Source organism: Nocardia sp. NPDC001965 (genome assembly GCF_053594175.1).
In genome coordinates this window covers 134716-152092 of record NZ_JBSFDZ010000010.1, presented here as the reverse complement: position 1 = coordinate 152092, position 17377 = coordinate 134716, and the positions used below count along the sequence as shown (strand labels likewise).

The window sequence follows — 17377 nt, the reverse complement described above, 5'->3', positions numbered from 1 at the left end:
AGTGGCATATACTCCCTGCTCATCGCACATCAAGGACTGCACCGACACTGACACCGAACATCCCACCGAACTTGCCGGTGAAATTACCCCACCCGTCCCGAAATGATTTTTCGGCGTTTTTCGGGCACACGGCATCATTTATCGACGTCGCGTAATCCGCCGATCTCCGTGAAAACCGCTGTTTCGCCCACCGGCGATCCGAAACCCCCTTACCCCGACTTCATGTTGCGCTACGGGCATGCCACCCGTCAAGTGGATTTCGATCCGAATTCCGCCGCCGGCCGCCGGGTCCCGGAATCACCGGTGGCGGCCAGGGCGGACCGGCCGCGCGGCGCCGACCGCCGAGCCGATCGGCACGATCGCTGGCCGCCGGATCGGTGTTCGGTGAGAGCTCACAAACCCGACGCATCGTTACTCCGGGTACGGTATCTAGCGCCCCCGATCACGGTGTGGTGTTCCTGCGGATCAACATGGAAGTAATAGATGAGTTCTACCGCCGAAAAACTTGCCGACCTGCGTAAGAAGCTGGAGATCGCGCAGGAACCGGCCGGCGAGGCGGGAGCCGCCAAACGAGCGCGTAAGGGCATACCCTCCGCGCGGGACCGCATCGGGATGCTGCTGGATCCGGGCACCTTCGTCGAGGTCGGTGCCCTGGTACGCAACCCCGCCGACAAAGACGCTCTCTACGGCGACGGCGTGGTCACCGGACGCGGTCTGGTCGACGGCCGTCCGGTCGCGGTGTTCTCCCACGATCAGACCGTGTACGGCGGCACCATCGGCGAGATGTTCGGCCGCAAGGTCGCCGCCATCATGGATCTGGCCGGAAAGATGGGCTGTCCGCTGATCGGTATCAACGACTCCGGTGGCGCGCGCGTCCAGGAGGCTGTGACCTCGCTGCGCTGGTACGGCGAACTGGCGACCATGATGGAACCGCTCTCGGGTGCGGTGCCGATGGTGTCGCTCATCCTGGGCAACTGCGCGGCCGGAGCCGTGTACCAGCCGATCTGCACCGATGTCGTGGTGGCCACCGAGAGCGCGCATATGTTCGTCACCGGCCCCAAGATCATCGAGGACGCCATCGGCGAGAAAGTGGATATGGAGGAGCTGGGCGGCGCCTACAACCAGGCCGGATACGGCAATATCCACCATGTCGCCGCCGACGAGCAGGCCGCGTTCGCCTGGGTCCGCAACTATCTGAGCTATCTGCCGTCGAGTGCGGTCGAGCTCCCGCCGGTCGTGAACCCCGGCCTCGAGCCAGAAGTCACCGAATCCGATCTGATGCTGAACACGCTGGTCCCGGACTCCGACAATGCCGTCTATGATATGCACGAAGTGCTGTTGCGGATCTTCGACGACGGCGAATTCCACGAGATCGGTGCGGCAGCCACCCAAAATCTGATCACCGGCTTCGCCCGGGTCGACGGCAGGCCGGTAGGCGTTGTCGCCAACCAACCGACGGTGCTGGCCGGGGCGCTCGACGCCAAGGCCAGCGACAAGGCCGCGCATTTCATCCACATCTGCAATGCCTTCGAGATCCCGCTGGTGCTGGTCGTCGACACTCCCGGTTTCCTGCCCGGCGTGGAGCAGGAGAAAGTCGGCGTCATCAAGCGCGGCGGCCGGTTCCTGTTCGCCTACGTGGAGGCCACCGTCCCGAAGGTGACCGTGGTGGTCCGCAAGGCCTACGGCGGCGGCTGGGCAGTTATGGGCGCGAAGGCCCTCGGCTGCGATATCTATCTGGCCTGGCCCACCGCCCGGATCGCGGTCATGGGCGCCGAGAGCGCTGTCGGGCTCACCCAGCGCAAGGTTCTCGACGCCACCCCCGAGGATCAGCGTGGCGCGCTGCGGCAGCAGATGATCGATTTCTACAACGCGACCGTCGCTACGCCGTGGATCGCGGCCGAGCGCGGCTACATCGACAGCGTGATCGAGCCGTCGGCCACCCGGCTGGAACTCCGGCGCGCCCTGCGGCTCCTGCGCGACAAGAAGGTCATCCGCTACCCGCGTAAACATCACCTGCTGCCGCTGTGACGCCGTTCCACCGGCGCGCCCGGACTATCCGGTCACGCCGGTGAACGCTCGCGGCACGGATCGGCGGTCCGGCGCGGCGATGTAACACTCCGGCGGCGTCGAACGAAAGTCGTAGCAGCGCACCCGTTCACGGGTGTCGCGAGAATCGACGGGCACATCATGTGCCGATGCCGTCGACGCTCGAGATCGACAACGAGAGAGATCGATATGCCTGGCTTTCTGAAGTACATCATTTTCCTGAACATGCTGAGCATGCTGGCAGGCGCCTACAACTACTGATCGGCCCGTAGTCGGGGCCGGGAGGCCTCGCGAATGGGCGCTCCGACCCGATGCAGGTGTTGCAAGGCCTCTCGGTACGAGGAGATCAGCCCGGTCTCGTGGTAGGGCACGCCGATCTCGGCGCAGTAATCGCGGACGATCACCTGGGCATGCCGCAGGTTCGGCGTCGGCATACTCGGGAACAAGTGGTGTTCGATCTGGTAGTTGAGGCCACCGAGAGCGAAATCCGTCAGCGCCCCGCCGCGTACGTTGCGGGAGGTCGATACCTGCCTGCGGAGGAAATCGGGGCGGTCGTCGCCGGTCAGGGTCGGCATCCCCTTGTGGTTGGGTGCGAAGATGCAGCCCATGTACAGGCCGAACAGCGCCTGGTGCACCGCCAGGAAAGCGAGGGCCTTGTCCGCCGGCAGGACCGCGAACACCACGGCCAGATAGGCGGCGAAATGGCCGAAGAGCAGCGCACCTTCGGATACGCGATGCTTCAGCGATCGATTCCCGAGCGCCCGCACACCCGCCAGGTGAAGGTTCAGGCCCTCCAATAGCAGAAGCGGGAAGAACAGAAAAGCCTGTACCCGCCCGACGAGACGGGGCAGGCCCCGGCCGGCCCGGGCCTGCCGTTGCGACCACAGCAGAATATCGGGCGCGACATCGGGATCGAGTTCCTCATGGTTCGGGTTGGCGTGATGCCGGGTGTGTTTGTCCTGCCACCAGCCGTAACCCAAACCTATTCCGGCGTTGCCGGCGATCCGGCCCATGATCTCGGTGGGCCGCCGCAGCCGGAAGACCTGGCGGTGCGCGACATCGTGCATGACGAGGGCGATCTGGGCGAACGTCACGGCCAGGAACGCCGCGACCGCGAGCGTCCACCACGAGTCACCGACGAGCACGAAGGCAGCCCAGCCGCCCGCGAACGCGATCCCGGCCAGGCCGAGCCGGACGGTGTAATAGACGGGCCGCCGCTCCATGAGTCCGGCCGCGGAGATCCGGCGGAGCAGGCGAGCGTAGTCACCGTCGGCGCCGCTGCGCCGTGGTGACCGGGGAGGTGATCCGGGGACCGAGGCCGTTGTCGTCATGGGTCCTCCTGAGGGTCGAGGCGGGATCCCCGCCCCCGCTCGTCCGGGCTGCCGGCGGATCGGCCTCGAACGGAGATCCGGTCCGGCGGGTGCTGCCCGGAGTGCGGGGGCGGGCTGAAGTATTCGATGAAACCGAAGCTATCGGCCGGTTTCTCGACGCAGGTAATCCCCTGGTATGACATCGAATCGAACTGCAGTACCGGATCTCCGCCGCGGCATCCGCGCTCCGGGACCAGACCGATGACACCGTGACCCGGCCGGGCAGCACCACGCCGGCGGGGCTCGACCGCGAGCGACCACTCAGGCCGAGGTCCCGATATCGACCACTCGCGCCCACGACGGTGGCCTGTCCGGAACGTAATCGGGATCGTGCTCGCTCCACGCGACTGTCCGGCGGAACAACCCGACCACCGTCCGGCAGCGCGGTGGGCTGCTGGGCCAGGGTGTCTGACCGTCGGTCATCACCACGAGCACATCGGGGGCGGGCCAGCTGCGCAGTGCGCGGGTGAATCCGGTGCGCAGATCCGTACCCCCACCACCCACCAGCGGTATCTTCTCCGCCCGGCACAGCGGATGCACGACCCGGGCCGCCGCATCACACGACAGCACGCTCACCAGGTCGCGGCGACCGCCCACCGCACGGGAGATGGCCGCAACCTCGAGCAGTGCGCTACCCAGTTCGGCGTCGCTGACCGACCCCGAGGTATCGATGATCACGCTCACCCTGGGCGGTGTGCGCCGGAGGCTGGGCAGTACAGCGCCGGGCACCCCGGCGCCGCGGCGGGCCGGGCGGCCGTAGCTGTAGTCCTCGCCGACCCCGGGCGCGGAGGCCGCCGAGCGGATGGCCGCTCCCAGCAGGTCCCGCCACGGCTGCGGCGGGTGCACCGCCTCGGATGCCCAGCGCCGCCAGCCTTCCGGCGCGTTGCCCGGACGGCCGATTATCCCCTGCGCCACCCGGAATCGGACCGCGTCGCGTTCCTGTTCGGTGAGCCCGTTCGCGCCATCGGGCCCGAGCTCCCATTCCCGGTCCAGTCCGTCGGCGCCGCTACCGCAGTCGAGCCAGGCCAGATCGCCGCGGAAGTTCCCGAGCCGGAACTGCCGCAGATAGTCCTCCATGAGCTCACCGTCGGACAATCCCAGCGTCGCCGGCAGCACCGCGTCGGCGGGCCGGACCAGCCCGTCACCGAAGGCATCGTCGTTGATCTCGGCGTCGGCGGCGATATTCATTCGCAGCCGTTCCGCTGGGTCGGTGAGGCCGTGTGCGCGGGCGAACCGGTCACTGCGACCGTGATGGTCGCGCAACAGATGCGACACCTCGTGCACCAGCACCGAGGCCAGTTCTTCCACCGGTGTGCAGTCCACGAAGGCCGGCGAGACGTAGCACCGCCAATATCTGTCCACGCCCATTGTCGGTACTCGTCGTGATTCGACGATATGCAGTGCGTACAGCGCGGTGGCCAGGTATGGCCGGGCCCGGGCCGCCTGCAGGCGGGCGGTGCAGAGTTTGCCGGAGTCGAGCTCCGGGTCGCCGTTCATCGCCCCGCCTGCGCGGTGACGCGGGCCGCGGCGCGATCGGCGCCCTGGGATATCGAGACCATTGCGGCGAGTTCTTCGATCGATGCCGGCACCTGCCAATCGTCGCGCCGCAGGGTAGCGAGTGTGGTCGCGGGCACCACCACCAGATCCGGCGCACCCGTTTCCACCGCCCGGACGAGTACCGCCCACGCCGCCTCCCAGCGCGACTTCTCCGGGCGCCGGCGGACGGCCGCCACCACCCCGTCGAGCACGGCCTGACGCAGATCGCCGCGTTCGGGCAGGTCGGCGGCGGCCGGGTCGGCCAGCAGTGTTTCGGGATCCGCCAGGTCCATCCGGTCGATACTGCTCAGCAGTTCGAAGCCGGGGCCGTCGCCCACGGTGCCGCGGACCAGCAGTGAGAGCACGTCTCGGGACGCGCCGGTCGCGGTGGCGAAGGCGATCAGCCGCAGTGTCATATCCCAGCTGCGTGGTGACGGCCAGGCACCGCCGCGCCGGGTTTCGCTGCTGGGTATCCGATGGACGAGGTCGGGGCGGGCCGCGAGGAGTCCACACACCGCGTCACGGGCGAAAGTGACCGCGCCGGAAAGCTTTTCCGGATCGAGCCGGGGCAAGGTCGCACGCGGCCAGGTACCGCCGAGCCCGCGCACGACCACCTCGTGGTCGTGGGTCCATTGCAGATGTACGAACCGGTTGGCCAGCGGCGGGCTCAGCTCCCAGCCGTCGGCCGCCGAGGACCGCGGGTTGGCGGCGGCCACGATACGCACCTCGGGCGGCAGTCGCAGCGCGCCGATCCGTCGTTCGAGGACGACACGGAGCAGGGCGGCCTGCACGGCGGGCGGCGCCGTCGACAGTTCGTCCAGGAACAGCAGTCCCCGGCCCGCCCGGACCAGCCGGACGGCCCAATCCGGCGGAGCCATCGGGACTCCCTGTTCCGCGGGATCGTCACCGACGATGGGCAGCCCGGAGAAGTCCGACGGTTCGTGCACACTCGCGATCACCGTGGTCAGTGGAAGATCCAGAGAGTCGGCGAGCTGGGTGAGCGCCGCGGTCTTGCCGATTCCCGGTTCTCCCCACAGCAGCACCGGCAGATCGGCGGCCACAGCGAGTGCCAGGGCCTCCAACTGGATGTCGGGGCGCGGTTCGGTGGTCGACTCGTTCAACAGAGTCAGCAGGTCGGCGGCGATATCGAGGTGGGAGATATGAGCTCGGTCCGAGACAGGAGCGCATTCGAGGTATGCGGGCATGACTGAATCACCTTTGGGTAGAGGAGGAATCGGGTGGGCGCTGGACGCGCTACTCGGTCAGTGCGAGGTCGCGTGGCGCGGGTGCGCCCGACGGTCCCGGGGGCGCCGCTCGGTTTCGTTACGGGTGGGCGAGGTTCCGGCCAAACCTGCCCGGAACAGTCCGTAGGTGATCCGCCGCCGCGCGGATGCTTCCAACTCGTCCCGGAGCGGACCGTCACGCAGGACGGCCCCGGGGCCGAGCAGACCTTCGACGACGGCCAGCGCACCGGCGGTATCACCGTGGTCGAGGCGTTCCCGGACGCCGGCCAGGCAGTCCGGGCGACGATGAGCTCGATCGATGGCCCGCAGACACGGCAGCGGCGTACCGGACAGGGCGATCAGCAGTTCCTCCCGCCGGATCTCGGCCGGGTCGTGATCGAGCGCGACCAGCACACCGTCGACCAGACCGATCCGGTGCCGCTCCCCCCGGCACTCCACCAGATGCGGCTGATCCGGCCGGGCCGGAGTCCGGTATGGATCGGTGCGCGAACAGTCCGGTGCCAGCGCGGCGGCTACCAGTGGATGCAGTCTGTCGGCTGCGATCGCACCGGCGCGGAGCAGGCCCAGATCCGGCGCCGACCAGGTCGCCGCATTCGGCAGCACGGGTAGCGTCGGCACCGCACCACGCGGGTACGACGCGGCGATCCGGACCGTGGGCATATCGTCTCTGCCCGCGGCGAGTTCCAGTACGAGGCCACGACGTGCGCCGCACCGCACCCGGAAGAGCCCGTCTCCGCGCTTCTCGGCGCGCAGCAGTATCCCCGCCTCGGCGGCCCACCGGCCGACAGCGCAGCCATCGGGTACCGCCGCCGGGAGTGCCGGGTGCGCATCCGAATCATCCGCTGATTCGTCTGCGCCACAGCGCATCCGGAGTTCACCGGCCCGGCTCGCGTCCCACAGGTGACGGTGGAGATCCAACCGGAAACGCCTGTCGGGGCGAGGATGCGGATGCAGACCGGCACCGGATCCGTCCCACAGCGCGAGTCCGATCCGCTGACCGGCATCCGCCCATGCCGGGGCGGTTCGAGCCACCAGGTGGACAGCGCCTGCTCCGCTGCCCGGCGGTCCGTATCGTGCCAGCGAGACGGTCAGCCCCGGCCGCAGCAACCCGTCGGGAGCGATTCTGGGCAGATGCCAGCGCAACAGGTCGGGAGCCAGTCGGCCGAGATCGGCCCGGATCCGATCGGCGAGGTCGCGGCCGTAGCCGCGGACCATCGACCGCATATCGATATCGACATCGAAACCCGCGGCGGCACAAGCCCCCGCCCAATCGCCGGCGAGGCGGCGGACAGTCGCGGTTTCGATCATGGAGGGCGGTACGGCGAATCGGCGCACGCGCCGCCAGAAGGAAAGACGGGAATCGTCCCTGTACGTGATCGGAGTGCGCATCAGCACTCACCTTGCACGGACAGGACCTCCGATCTCTGTTCGAAGAGAGTCATCACGGAGACGATCATAACGCCCTGCCCGGGTCACGGCCGTGTGGTCCACGGAAGATCCCGTGAATACGTTGTCGACCAATGTATTTCGTCGCACTCCCGTGAATTGCCGGGCACGCTGGCGTCAGCGGGCGCCGAGCGCGTCGAGAATCATCGGCCGGGCGGTGGCGATCGCCTGCCCCCAGTAGGGCCAGGTATGCGTACCGGCGACGATATCGACACGAGCCGGGATGCCCAGCGAGGCCACTCGATCCCGGAAAATTCCGGCGGCGGCCGCTGCCATCGATTCCAGGGCCACCGCGTTCACCGTGTTACCGACCCCGTAGGGCACGTCCGGAGCACCCGGCAGACCGTTTCCGGCCGAGACGTACATCGGCAGACCGCGCAGCAATTCGGCCTGCGCGGTCGGATCGTTGCGATGCCAGGCAGGATCACCGGCCGGGCCCCACATATCGTCCACATTGAACCGGCCCTCGTCCCAGAGCGCGGCGCGGACCGCCTCGTTCCACAGCGGGAACGTCGGATTCACGAAACCGGAGAACGATCCGGCGAAGGTGAACTGGTCACGGTGGTGCGCGGCCAGGGTCAGGGCCGCACCGCCGCCCATCGACGCACCCACGATCGCGTTGTTGGTCCGCGAGACCCCGTATCTCGCCAAGTAGGCGGGAAGTTCCCGGGTGAGGAAAGTTTCCCATTTGTACGTCGTGGCCTGACCGTTGGTACTGCTCGGCCGGTACCAGTCGGCATAGAAACTGGAATGTCCACCGACGGGGAACACCAGGGTCACATCGTCGTCGGCGAACTGCCGCAATACATCGGTGTCGGTGGTCCACTGGCTGTGATCGTGTGGTGCGCGCAGTCCGTCGAGCACGTACAGCGCCGATCGGCCACCACGCGCCGCCCACTGCACCTGGACCTCGATCGGCCCCATCTGCGACGGCACGACGAGTTCCTGGAACCCGCCGGCGGGAGCCCGCAGGGCCGGGGTGGTGATCGGCATCGCACCGGCCACTGCCCCACCCGCCAGCATCGGCAGCGCTACTGCCGCGACAACCGCGCCGGCTCTCCGTAGCCGCGCCGACCAAGCTCGCCGATTCCCTATTCGCACCCCGTACCCCGTCGTCAGTTTCGTATCGTGCCCGTCCGAGTACGCTACCGATCGATTCGGATGCTACGTGCCCACGGTATTTCCACTGCTGACGAACGGCACATGGACCGTTTGCGATCCGCGCGCCGATACATCGCCGGGCGGCACTTCGCCTCGCGTCGGCAGCCTCCCGGCCCGGCCGACCGTTTCCGTCAGCGGCGGACGCGATACCTGAGGTGCAGCACCCGGTCGCCCTGGACAACCACATCGGGATCCTCGAGCAGGTGCCGGCTGTCGACCGGACCGAAAAATTTCTTACCCGAGCCGAATACGACCGGCACCACATCCATCGCGACCTCGTCGACCAGTCCGAGCGTGAGAGCCTGCCCGCCGACGGCACCGGCGCAGACACCCACCACACGATCACCGGCCCGACGTTTCGCCTCCGCCACCGCCGCGGCGATATCGTCGAAGAACGGTACATCGGCCTCGGGATGCCAGCCGTCGGGTTTGGGCCGGTGTGATACTACGAGCAGATGCTCGCCCGCGGGCGGCGTCGCCTCCCAGCCGTTGGTCAAATCGAACAGGTGCCGACCCTGGATCGTAGCTCCGATGCTGTCCCAGAACGGGCCGACGTAGGCATGGGAACGCCGGGTGAGACGGAACGGGGGGTGGTTGCGCTCGAGCTCCGCATCCGCGCCGAGCGGCACGTCACCGTTGAAATACCAATCGAACAGCGGGCCCACCTCGTCGTTGTCGTCGGCGATGAAGCCGTCGACCGATACCACTGCGTGCATGATCACGGTCGCCATGTCCGGTAGACGCCGGCCACCACCCGAACTCATCGGCCTGCGGGTAGATCGCGGCCCGCTGGAGGCGGGCGCGGATAATCGTTCGGTCGTGTCCGCGCGGGGGAGGATACTGCCGGCATGATCGACCGTGAGGTTGCCGTCGAACTGGTGGAGGCGCAGTTGACGGTCGAGTTGCCGGGGCAGGAGCTGGTGACGTATGTCGAAGAGCACGAATTGGTCTGGATCGTCTCCTACCAGTCCGCGGAATTCGCGCGAACGGGCGACCATTCTCGGGCGCTGGTCGGCAACGGCCCGTTTCTCGTCGATCGCGTGGACGGCGGACTGCACTCGATCGGAGTGGTGTCGGCGGTCACCGGCGCATGGGAATCGGACTACCGGACCCGCATCCGGGGAATGATCACGCGGACGGCGGTCGACGAACTGCACGACGAACTGCGCCGGACAGCGGCAACCCGCGGTCGGGTCTTCGCGATGCGCGCGCTGCGACAGCAGGTTCCGGCACTCACGCTCGCGGAGGTCGTCGAATACGTCGATGCGCTGGGACGCGGCCCGGCACCGGCTCATCTCATGGCGATCGCCGCCGAGATTCTCGTTCCCGAACCGGACCCCGTCCTCCGCGTCCACACCATTCGGCCGGGAGGGCATACCGTCACCGGCTGAACTCGCGTCGTGGTCCGGGTGGATCGGTGGCACCACGCGACGCCGTCACGCCCTAGTGGAACGCGCGCCCTTGCTCCCGATCGAGTGCCGTCTCGGTCTTGTTCTTCAGGACGAAGAGGTAGACCAGCAGCGAGGCGAAGATGACGGCGGTGACGTACACGATGAACCAGGTCACCTGTCCCCCGTTCTTCGCGGCCTGATAGATCATCGGCGCGGTGCCACCGAAAATCGAATTGGCCAGGGCATAGCCGACGCCCACACCCAGCGCCCGGATGTAGGACGGGAACAGTTCGGCTTTGACGATGGCGTTGATGGACGTGTAGCCGGTGAGCAGGATGTAGCCGACGCAGGTCACCAGCAGGGCCGCCGACACCGAGGTCGCGTTCTGGAGCGAGGTGATGAGGAACCAGGTGTAGAGGACGCCGCCGACACCGAAGAACACCAGGACCGGTTTGCGGCCCACCCGGTCGCTGATCAATCCACCGACCGGCTGCAGGACCATGAGGAAGATCAGTCCGGCCAGGTTGATCCAGGTGGCCGTCATCCCCCGGCCCTCGAACGCGGTCTTGATCATCGCCGGGGCATTCACGCTGTAGGTGTAGAACGCGAGGGTGCCGCCCATGGTGACCAGGAAGCACACCAGCAGCGGGCGCCAGTGGTCACGCAGCAGTACCCGCAGCGAGCCCGATTCGGAATCCTCGCCCCGGCGCACCGCGTCGAGCTGTTCGTCGGTGAGCGATTCGTCCATGCTCCGGCGCAACCAGAACACCACGACAGCGGCCACGCCGCCGATGAAGAAGGCTATGCGCCAGCCGAAATCGGAGATCTCCTGTTTGTCCAGGAACACCTGCAACACCAGCAGGGTGAGCTGCGCGAGCACATGGCCGCCGACGAGGGTCACGTACTGGAACGAGGAGAAGAACCCGCGGCGTTCCCGGGTGGCCGCCTCGGACATATAGGTCGCCGAGGCGCCGTACTCGCCACCGGTCGCGAACCCCTGCACCAGCCTGCACAGGACCAGGATCACGGCGGCACCCACGCCGATCGTCTCCCGACCCGGTACGAGCGCGATCACCAGCGAACAGGCGGCCATGAGCGAGACGCTGAAGGTCAGAGCCGCGCGCCGGCCGCGCCGGTCGGCATAGCGGCCGAAGAACCACGAGCCGACCGGACGCATCAGGAATGTGACGGCGAAGATCGCGTACACGTAGACGGTGGAATTCTTGTCCGCCGAATCGAAGAAATGGCTCTCGAAGTACGAGGCGAACACGGTGTAGACGTATACGTCGTACCACTCGACGAGATTGCCCGAAGACCCGCGCAGCGTATTCCAGACAGCGCGCCGGGTCGCCGCGCGGGCGGAAATGGGCTCGGTAGCCGCTGCCCGCCCGGCGGACAGGTCGGGGTCGGGGGTGGTGATCTCCGACATTCGTGATCCCTCTCGTTCACTCGTGCACAGAGTGCGCGGTGACCGGAGTCACGCGCCGCTCGCCACTCAGTGTGCAGGGCGGAACGGCTTCGTGGTGGCGAGGTCCGACATATCGGGACCGGCCGAAGTCCTCACCAGCGGTTCCGTGTCTCCTCCGCCCAACCGACCACACCCTCGAGATCCAGCCATCGACCGTCGTCGGCGCGGACCCGGCCGGAGAATTCGCCGAAGCACTGGTGCGTGTCATTGGCCACCAGCAGGAGCTCGGTCTGCGCAGTGCGGACATGGAAGGGCCGGAATTCTGCCTCGACTCGCTCCCCGGTGATCTGCCAGGGGCGCAGCCAGTCCGCCCGGTCGTATACCCAGCGCAGTTCGTCGCTCAGTTTGTGGATCCGCCCGTCCACGATCAGGGCGTTCTCGGTACTGCCGGTGCCCTCGGTCCACTTGCCGCCGAACTGGACGCCCAGTCCGGGCCGGCTCCCGGCGGCCCAGTTCCAGGTGATCGCGTAGGGCCATTTGCCGCGGCCGTGATCCAGCACCGCGAACGCGTCGTCGAAAACGTACTCCCGGGTTCCCAGTGTGAGCGTCCCGGCAGCCGGTCTCCCCACATCCTTGACCGTGTACTGGAAACGCCGCGCGCTCCACGGCACGACCACGCCCAACGATTCGTGCCCGGGTGGCCGAGCGACCAGGACCGACAGTCGCACCCCGGGCGCCGCGGCCTCGATACGGGTTCCGGACGCGTCGTCGGTCGATTCGATCTCGATCCCGCCGCCGCGCACCGCATCGACCCCTACACCGCTGCGCTCGCTGAACACCGCGCCGCGCGCGAACGGCACCACCGCGTCCCGGGTGACCTCTTCGCCGGTCACCCGGTCGAGCACGTAGATCCCGTGCACTCCGGCGTAGTCGAGCGAAGACGCCACGATCCCGACGATATGGCGCGGTGTGACGATGCCCCAGTACTCCCAGCGCTTACGCCGACCCCAGCCGCGTAGCGCGGTGTGATGCAGCGGCCGCCGGGTCCAGCCGACCGCCTCCGGGTTCAGCCGCCCATCGGAGTGGCACAACTCCACGGGCGCGGTGATCTCACGTTCCGTTGTCATCTCCGTAGTCAGCCACTCCGGCCCGCGGCGGAAACTACCGGGGTACGTCCGGCCGTCCGACGAACGGTCGCGCAGGGCGTCCCAGCCTGTGCGAGTCGTCGGGGCCCTGACCGCCGATTACATCGATGCCCTGCCGCAGGTACAGGTCCCGTCCCTGATCATCAATCCCCGGGCACGACGAACTCATCGGCGCGAACACCGCGACGATCATGCACGACGGAATCCCCGACTCGCGCGAAGTGGTACTGCCACGCGCTCAGTTTCGAGGTTCGCAGTAGGAGTTGACAAATACGCAGTAATGTAAACTGATCGAGGATCCGGCTCCACGGTCTGCGCGTCGAATCAGCAACCACCGCCGGGCGTTCCACCCGAGCACCGTGAACGAGCCGGCAGACAACACAAGGGGAGAACATGTCGTTCGTCGTCGAGGTGAGCTGCCGCGACTCCCGTTGGCTGCTACGCGCGCCCGCGTTCGGGGTCTCCCGGTTCGTCGACAACGTGGAGTCGATCCGGGAGGGAGCGCATACGATGATCGCGCAATGCGGCTCTGCCCCGAAGGATTTCGATATCGAGCTCGAATTCGGTAGCCCGCGCGACGACACCGACGCCCGGAACCTCCCAGCGAACTCACCCGCGCTTTCGGCAGCACCGACCGACCCGATGGCACGGAGCCGATACCGAACCGTCAGCGCCCTCTTCCGCGGGCCCACGGCCGATGCGGCTACGCGGCCTGTCCGCGGCCAGGATCGCTGACACGGTCCGGTCGTACGGCCACCGCCGGTCGCGCCTGCCGGCCGCTGGAATCATGCGGACCGGCAGAACCGTCGTGGCCACCGCAAGCACGCGCCGCCGTTCGATCCTCGGTTCCGTTGAGCAAGAGTCCGACACGGGGCGGGCTTCGCCACCGGGACGCGCCGGCACCTCCAGCGAACCTCGGCGAACAGTAGCTCAGCGGAGCAGGAGGTCGACAGCGACAGCGAGGCGCGCAAGGTATGCCTCTCTGGTGTCGACCTGATATTTGATCCCGATCGCGACGCTGATCATGGTTTGCGCAACCGCCACGGCTACTTCCGGGTCCCCGTAGGTGGTCTGTGCGGCAACGGCATTCGTGATCAGTTCCGCGAAACGCCTCGGGAAGACCTCGACGATATCGCCGAGGAGTTGGGGGTTGTTCTCGATCACCACCGCAACGTCCCGCGTCATCGATCCGATGTAGCGGCCGGCCCAGCGGTCGAAGGAGTCCAGCAGCCGGTCCCTCAGGGGTCGGTCGGTCTCTGCGAGAAGCCGCCGCACTTCGGCGACATCCTGTTCCAGGGCCTGCACTACGGCAGCTCGGAAGAGTTCCTCCTTCGAAGCGAAGAGGAAGTAGAGACCCGGCCTCGAGATATTTGCGACCCGGGCGACTTCATCCATCGAGGTCTTTCGATAGCCGAATCGGGAGAAGGTGACCAGCGCCGATTCCAGCACCGCAACCCGACGATCACCACTGCCGGAGGACCGGGCCTGCTCGCTGCTCATAGGCGCGATTCTAGGCGGGAGTATTCCAACTATACTATTTGAGTATATTGAGTACAGTTACTTGGATGCCCCCGCGCGAACTCATCACGACCACCTTCACCGCAGCCGCCACCGCCGACGAAGTACTGTCCGGTATCGATCTGACAGGCGTCAGAGCCGTCGTCACCGGCGCTTCGTCAGGACTCGGCGCCGAGACGGCCCGCGCACTCGCGGCAGCCGGGGCCGAGGTGATCCTGGCGGTCCGCGACACCGGCGCGGGAGACACGATCGCCGCGGCGATCGGACAATCGACCGGCGCGCCACCACCTCACGTCGCCCGGCTCGACCTCGCCGACAGACGAACCATCGCCGTCTTCCTCGATGCATGGAAAGGCCCGCTTCATCTCCTGATCAACAATGCCGGCCTTGTCACCAGCAGCCACGAACGCACCGTCGAAGGCTGGGAATTGCAGTTCGCGACCAACCACCTCGGCCATTTCCGCCTCGCCGTCGGTCTCCACGACGCGCTGGCCCGCGGAGCCGCGGAACGGGACGGAGCACGGATCGTCGCCCTCAGCTCCACGGCTCATATGCGGGCCGGCATCGATTTCACCGACCTGCACTTCGAGCGGCGCCGATATGATCCACAGATCGCCTACGCGCAGTCGAAGACCGCGAATTCACTGTTCGCCGTCGAAGCGACGCGGCGGTGGCTCTCCGACGGGATCGTCGCGAACGCGGTCAATCCGGGCGGCATCGCCACCGGGTTACAGCGCAATTTCTCCGCCGGGCAGCGGGCATCGCTGGACGCGGCGGCCGCTGCCGGCCTGTTCCGGTACAAGACGATCGAACAGGGCGCCGCCACCACCCTCGTCGCCGCAGTCGCACCCGACTTCGCCCACACCGGCGGGCACTACCTCGACGACGCACAGGAGGCCTACCCCGTCCCCGACAGCGCCGACCTGGCCGATCACCCGCACGGAGTCAAAGAATGGGCGCTCGACCCCGATACCGCAGCGCGCCTCTGGACAGTCTCGGCCGACCTGATCTGCAGCTGACAGTCGACGACTGCGCGCGTACTTCCGCACCAGGTCGGGTCGAACCGAAGCCTGCGGCGCAGGCCTAGGGTGTGTAATCCAGTATCGAGCGGGCGAGGGCGGCGCAGTCCTCGAGCATCGCCATATGCCCGACTCCGCGAAGGTATTCGAGCTCGGCACCCGGCACCGCCTCGTACTGGTGCGCCGAGGCCGGATCCCACCGGGGGTCGGAATCCCCGAAGATCACGAGGAGGGGCTTCCCGGCAGCGATGAGGCGCTCAGGCACGGTCCTCGCGACGATGTAGTCCATATTGGCGGCCAGAATCGCGCGGAACCCTCGATAGGTCATCCTGCGCAGATCGGCCACAGCTGTATCGGGCACCATGATCGGGGCCGCCGCAGTCGCCGCCAGTCCACGGCGGATCATCGAATCGGTACGAATCGCCCACACGAGCGGGCCGAAGGGCGGCGAGGCGAGCGCCTTGATGATCGCCGGCTCGGCCGACAGCGCTGCGGGGCTCGGCCCTGTGCTCACCAGGACCAGCTCGCCGACCAGGTCCGGACGACGCTCCACGAGTGCGGTAGCGACGTATCCCCCGCTGGAGTGACCGACCACTCGCACATCCCGGACCCCGAACTCGTCCAACACCGCCGCTGTCCGATCCGCCTGCTGTGGAACGGCGTACGTGGACGCGGGTTCGGATTGGCCGCATCCCGGAAGGTCGATCGTGATCACCTGATAGGCCGTGGCGAGCGCCGGCACCACCGGCGCCCACATCGAACCGGTTCCGCCCGAACCGTGGATGAGCAGCAAGGGCGGTGCCGCCGGGTCCCCGTCGACGACAACGTGCAACCCGTGGACTGTCGTATCGGCACGTGTCCGGCCGGGGATCGATTCGCTCATACCGAAAGCTTCGTCGACGGCACGTCGCACCATCTTGTACGAATGTCACGTTGTCCAGGCCATGGCTAGCCTGGGATACATGACCGCTGCTGGCGCCCTGGACTGGAGCCGGGTCGAGGTTGCTGTTCCGGCCGGACTCCCGACTCCAGGAGTCCGGATGGCGGGTTTCCGTTACTACGAGATCGGCCCCGTGAACCTCACGATGATCCCGCATCCCTCGGTCACGCTTCTGCTCGATCTCACCGAACGCGGAATCGTCCACAACGGTCCCGCAGGCCCGGTCGCGGGGAACGCGATCATCGGCCTCCGCGCCGGCGCCTTGCGCATCACCAGCGCGGGGGTCGGCGAGGTCCTGCAGATCCGCCTGTCCCCCGTCGTCGCCGCAGCGATTCTCCGGGACACCGAAGCCATCGGCGGTACCGTGACACCGCTGCCGTACCTATGGGGCGGCAACGCTGCCATCCTGACCGAGCGGCTCCGTTCGACACCGTCATGGGACGACCGATTCGCCCTCACCGGCGCGTTCCTTCGAAGCCGGGCGCTCGGTAAATTCGCTGTAGCACCCGAATTGGCGTACGCCTGGGACCAGACGGTCCGGACCAGAGGGCAGCTCCGCATCGAGACCATCGCCACTGAGACCGGCTGGACCCGCCAGCGACTCTGGGCTCACTTCCGGACCCGGATCGGAGTCTCGCCCAAGCGTGCGTCCGACCTTGTCCGCTTCGACCATGCCGCCCATCTTCTGGCGGCAGGTCGCTCGCCCGCAGATACCGCGGTCGAGGCAGGCTATGCCGACCAATCCCATTTTCATCGACGCACCAAGGCGATCACCGATATGACCCCGACCCTCGTCGCGAGCGCACCGTGGCTCGCGATCGACGAAACTGCCTGGCCGACGGGCTGATACCGCCGCCGACGTATACCGACGGGCACATGAGACCGAGGGACCCGCGAGCCGGCGGGCAGTCCGCTTCGTTCAGACCACGCTTCGCGCCGGCGACATTCCGAGTGCGCGTATGGCCTCCGCGGTCGCCCACTGGGCTTCCGCCTGCGCGAGGGCAGCATGTGCCTGTGCCTGAGCGATCACGTTCCGCCGCTCCGCCCCGCCGACCGCGTCGGTGGCGGTGAGGCCACTGAGCAGTGCCTCGGCGCGCTGCTTGTGAGTGGTGTAGTCATCCATCACTCAATTCTCACACCCCTGAACGAGCGG

The 17377-nt window shown here is 67.4% G+C and carries 16 protein-coding genes; 5 read left to right on the top strand and 11 right to left on the bottom strand.

Annotation, left to right across the window (positions count from 1 at the left end; translation table 11 throughout):
- Positions 1 to 483: 483 nt before the first annotated feature.
- Positions 484 to 2028: an acyl-CoA carboxylase subunit beta gene (locus ACWCPQ_RS17135; protein ID WP_449899701.1), complete on the top strand. Its 1545-nt coding sequence runs from the start codon at positions 484 to 486 to the stop codon at positions 2026 to 2028.
- A 272-nt stretch (positions 2029 to 2300) separates the two neighbouring features.
- Here ACWCPQ_RS17135 and ACWCPQ_RS17130 read toward each other — a convergent pair whose 3' ends face one another.
- The 6 genes from ACWCPQ_RS17130 to ACWCPQ_RS17105 form a co-directional block, all read right to left on the bottom strand.
- Positions 2301 to 3377 (bottom strand): fatty acid desaturase family protein, encoded by a 1077-nt coding sequence (locus ACWCPQ_RS17130; protein ID WP_449899699.1) that lies wholly within the window; start codon positions 3375 to 3377, stop codon positions 2301 to 2303.
- 300 nt (positions 3378 to 3677) lie between these two features.
- Positions 3678 to 4913, bottom strand: a complete 1236-nt coding sequence (locus ACWCPQ_RS17125; RefSeq protein ID WP_449899697.1) for a vWA domain-containing protein — start codon at positions 4911 to 4913, stop codon at positions 3678 to 3680.
- Positions 4910 to 6157, bottom strand: coding sequence for an AAA family ATPase (locus tag ACWCPQ_RS17120; RefSeq protein ID WP_449899696.1), 1248 nt, complete (start codon positions 6155 to 6157; stop codon positions 4910 to 4912). The genes ACWCPQ_RS17125 and ACWCPQ_RS17120 overlap by 4 nt, the downstream gene beginning before the upstream one ends.
- A gap of 57 nt (positions 6158 to 6214) precedes the next feature.
- A complete protein-coding gene (locus ACWCPQ_RS17115; protein ID WP_449899694.1) occupies positions 6215 to 7585 on the bottom strand; it encodes a hypothetical protein in 1371 nt (456 codons plus the stop codon).
- Between the two features lie 174 nt (positions 7586 to 7759).
- Positions 7760 to 8743, bottom strand: coding sequence for an alpha/beta hydrolase (locus ACWCPQ_RS17110; protein WP_449899692.1), 984 nt, complete (start codon positions 8741 to 8743; stop codon positions 7760 to 7762).
- A gap of 191 nt (positions 8744 to 8934) precedes the next feature.
- Positions 8935 to 9534, bottom strand: a complete 600-nt coding sequence (locus ACWCPQ_RS17105; RefSeq protein WP_449899897.1) for a dihydrofolate reductase family protein — start codon at positions 9532 to 9534, stop codon at positions 8935 to 8937.
- 117 nt (positions 9535 to 9651) lie between these two features.
- On the opposite strand from ACWCPQ_RS17105, the gene ACWCPQ_RS17100 reads away from it, so the two are divergent.
- Entirely contained in the window at positions 9652 to 10194 is a 543-nt protein-coding gene (locus ACWCPQ_RS17100; RefSeq protein WP_449899690.1) for a YrhB domain-containing protein, read from the top strand.
- A gap of 52 nt (positions 10195 to 10246) precedes the next feature.
- Here ACWCPQ_RS17100 and ACWCPQ_RS17095 read toward each other — a convergent pair whose 3' ends face one another.
- Positions 10247 to 11623, bottom strand: coding sequence for an MFS transporter (locus ACWCPQ_RS17095; protein WP_449899689.1), 1377 nt, complete (start codon positions 11621 to 11623; stop codon positions 10247 to 10249).
- Positions 11624 to 11754: 131 nt separating this feature from the next.
- The gene (locus ACWCPQ_RS17090; protein WP_449899687.1) at positions 11755 to 12729 is read right to left on the bottom strand and encodes a DUF2804 domain-containing protein; all 975 of its coding nucleotides are present in this window, start codon (positions 12727 to 12729) and stop codon (positions 11755 to 11757) included.
- A 411-nt stretch (positions 12730 to 13140) separates the two neighbouring features.
- Between ACWCPQ_RS17090 and ACWCPQ_RS17085 the strand changes: the two genes are divergently transcribed.
- The gene (locus tag ACWCPQ_RS17085) at positions 13141 to 13482 is read left to right on the top strand and encodes a hypothetical protein (RefSeq protein ID WP_449899685.1); all 342 of its coding nucleotides are present in this window, start codon (positions 13141 to 13143) and stop codon (positions 13480 to 13482) included.
- A gap of 195 nt (positions 13483 to 13677) precedes the next feature.
- On the opposite strand, the gene ACWCPQ_RS17080 is transcribed toward ACWCPQ_RS17085, so the two are convergent.
- Entirely contained in the window at positions 13678 to 14247 is a 570-nt protein-coding gene (locus ACWCPQ_RS17080; RefSeq protein WP_449899683.1) for a TetR/AcrR family transcriptional regulator, read from the bottom strand.
- A 65-nt stretch (positions 14248 to 14312) separates the two neighbouring features.
- Here ACWCPQ_RS17080 and ACWCPQ_RS17075 point away from each other — a divergent pair, with 65 nt between their 5' ends.
- A complete protein-coding gene (locus ACWCPQ_RS17075) occupies positions 14313 to 15284 on the top strand; it encodes an SDR family NAD(P)-dependent oxidoreductase (protein WP_449899681.1) in 972 nt (323 codons plus the stop codon).
- A 64-nt stretch (positions 15285 to 15348) separates the two neighbouring features.
- Here ACWCPQ_RS17075 and ACWCPQ_RS17070 read toward each other — a convergent pair whose 3' ends face one another.
- Positions 15349 to 16167 (bottom strand): alpha/beta fold hydrolase, encoded by an 819-nt coding sequence (locus ACWCPQ_RS17070; RefSeq protein ID WP_449899679.1) that lies wholly within the window; start codon positions 16165 to 16167, stop codon positions 15349 to 15351.
- A gap of 79 nt (positions 16168 to 16246) precedes the next feature.
- On the opposite strand from ACWCPQ_RS17070, the gene ACWCPQ_RS17065 reads away from it, so the two are divergent.
- A complete protein-coding gene (locus ACWCPQ_RS17065) occupies positions 16247 to 17071 on the top strand; it encodes a helix-turn-helix domain-containing protein (RefSeq protein WP_449899677.1) in 825 nt (274 codons plus the stop codon).
- A 72-nt stretch (positions 17072 to 17143) separates the two neighbouring features.
- Here the strand turns inward: ACWCPQ_RS17065 and ACWCPQ_RS17060 are convergent, their stop codons facing one another.
- Complete coding sequence (locus ACWCPQ_RS17060; RefSeq protein WP_449899675.1) at positions 17144 to 17347, bottom strand: hypothetical protein; 204 nt, start codon at positions 17345 to 17347, stop codon at positions 17144 to 17146.
- Positions 17348 to 17377: the final 30 nt, after the last annotated feature.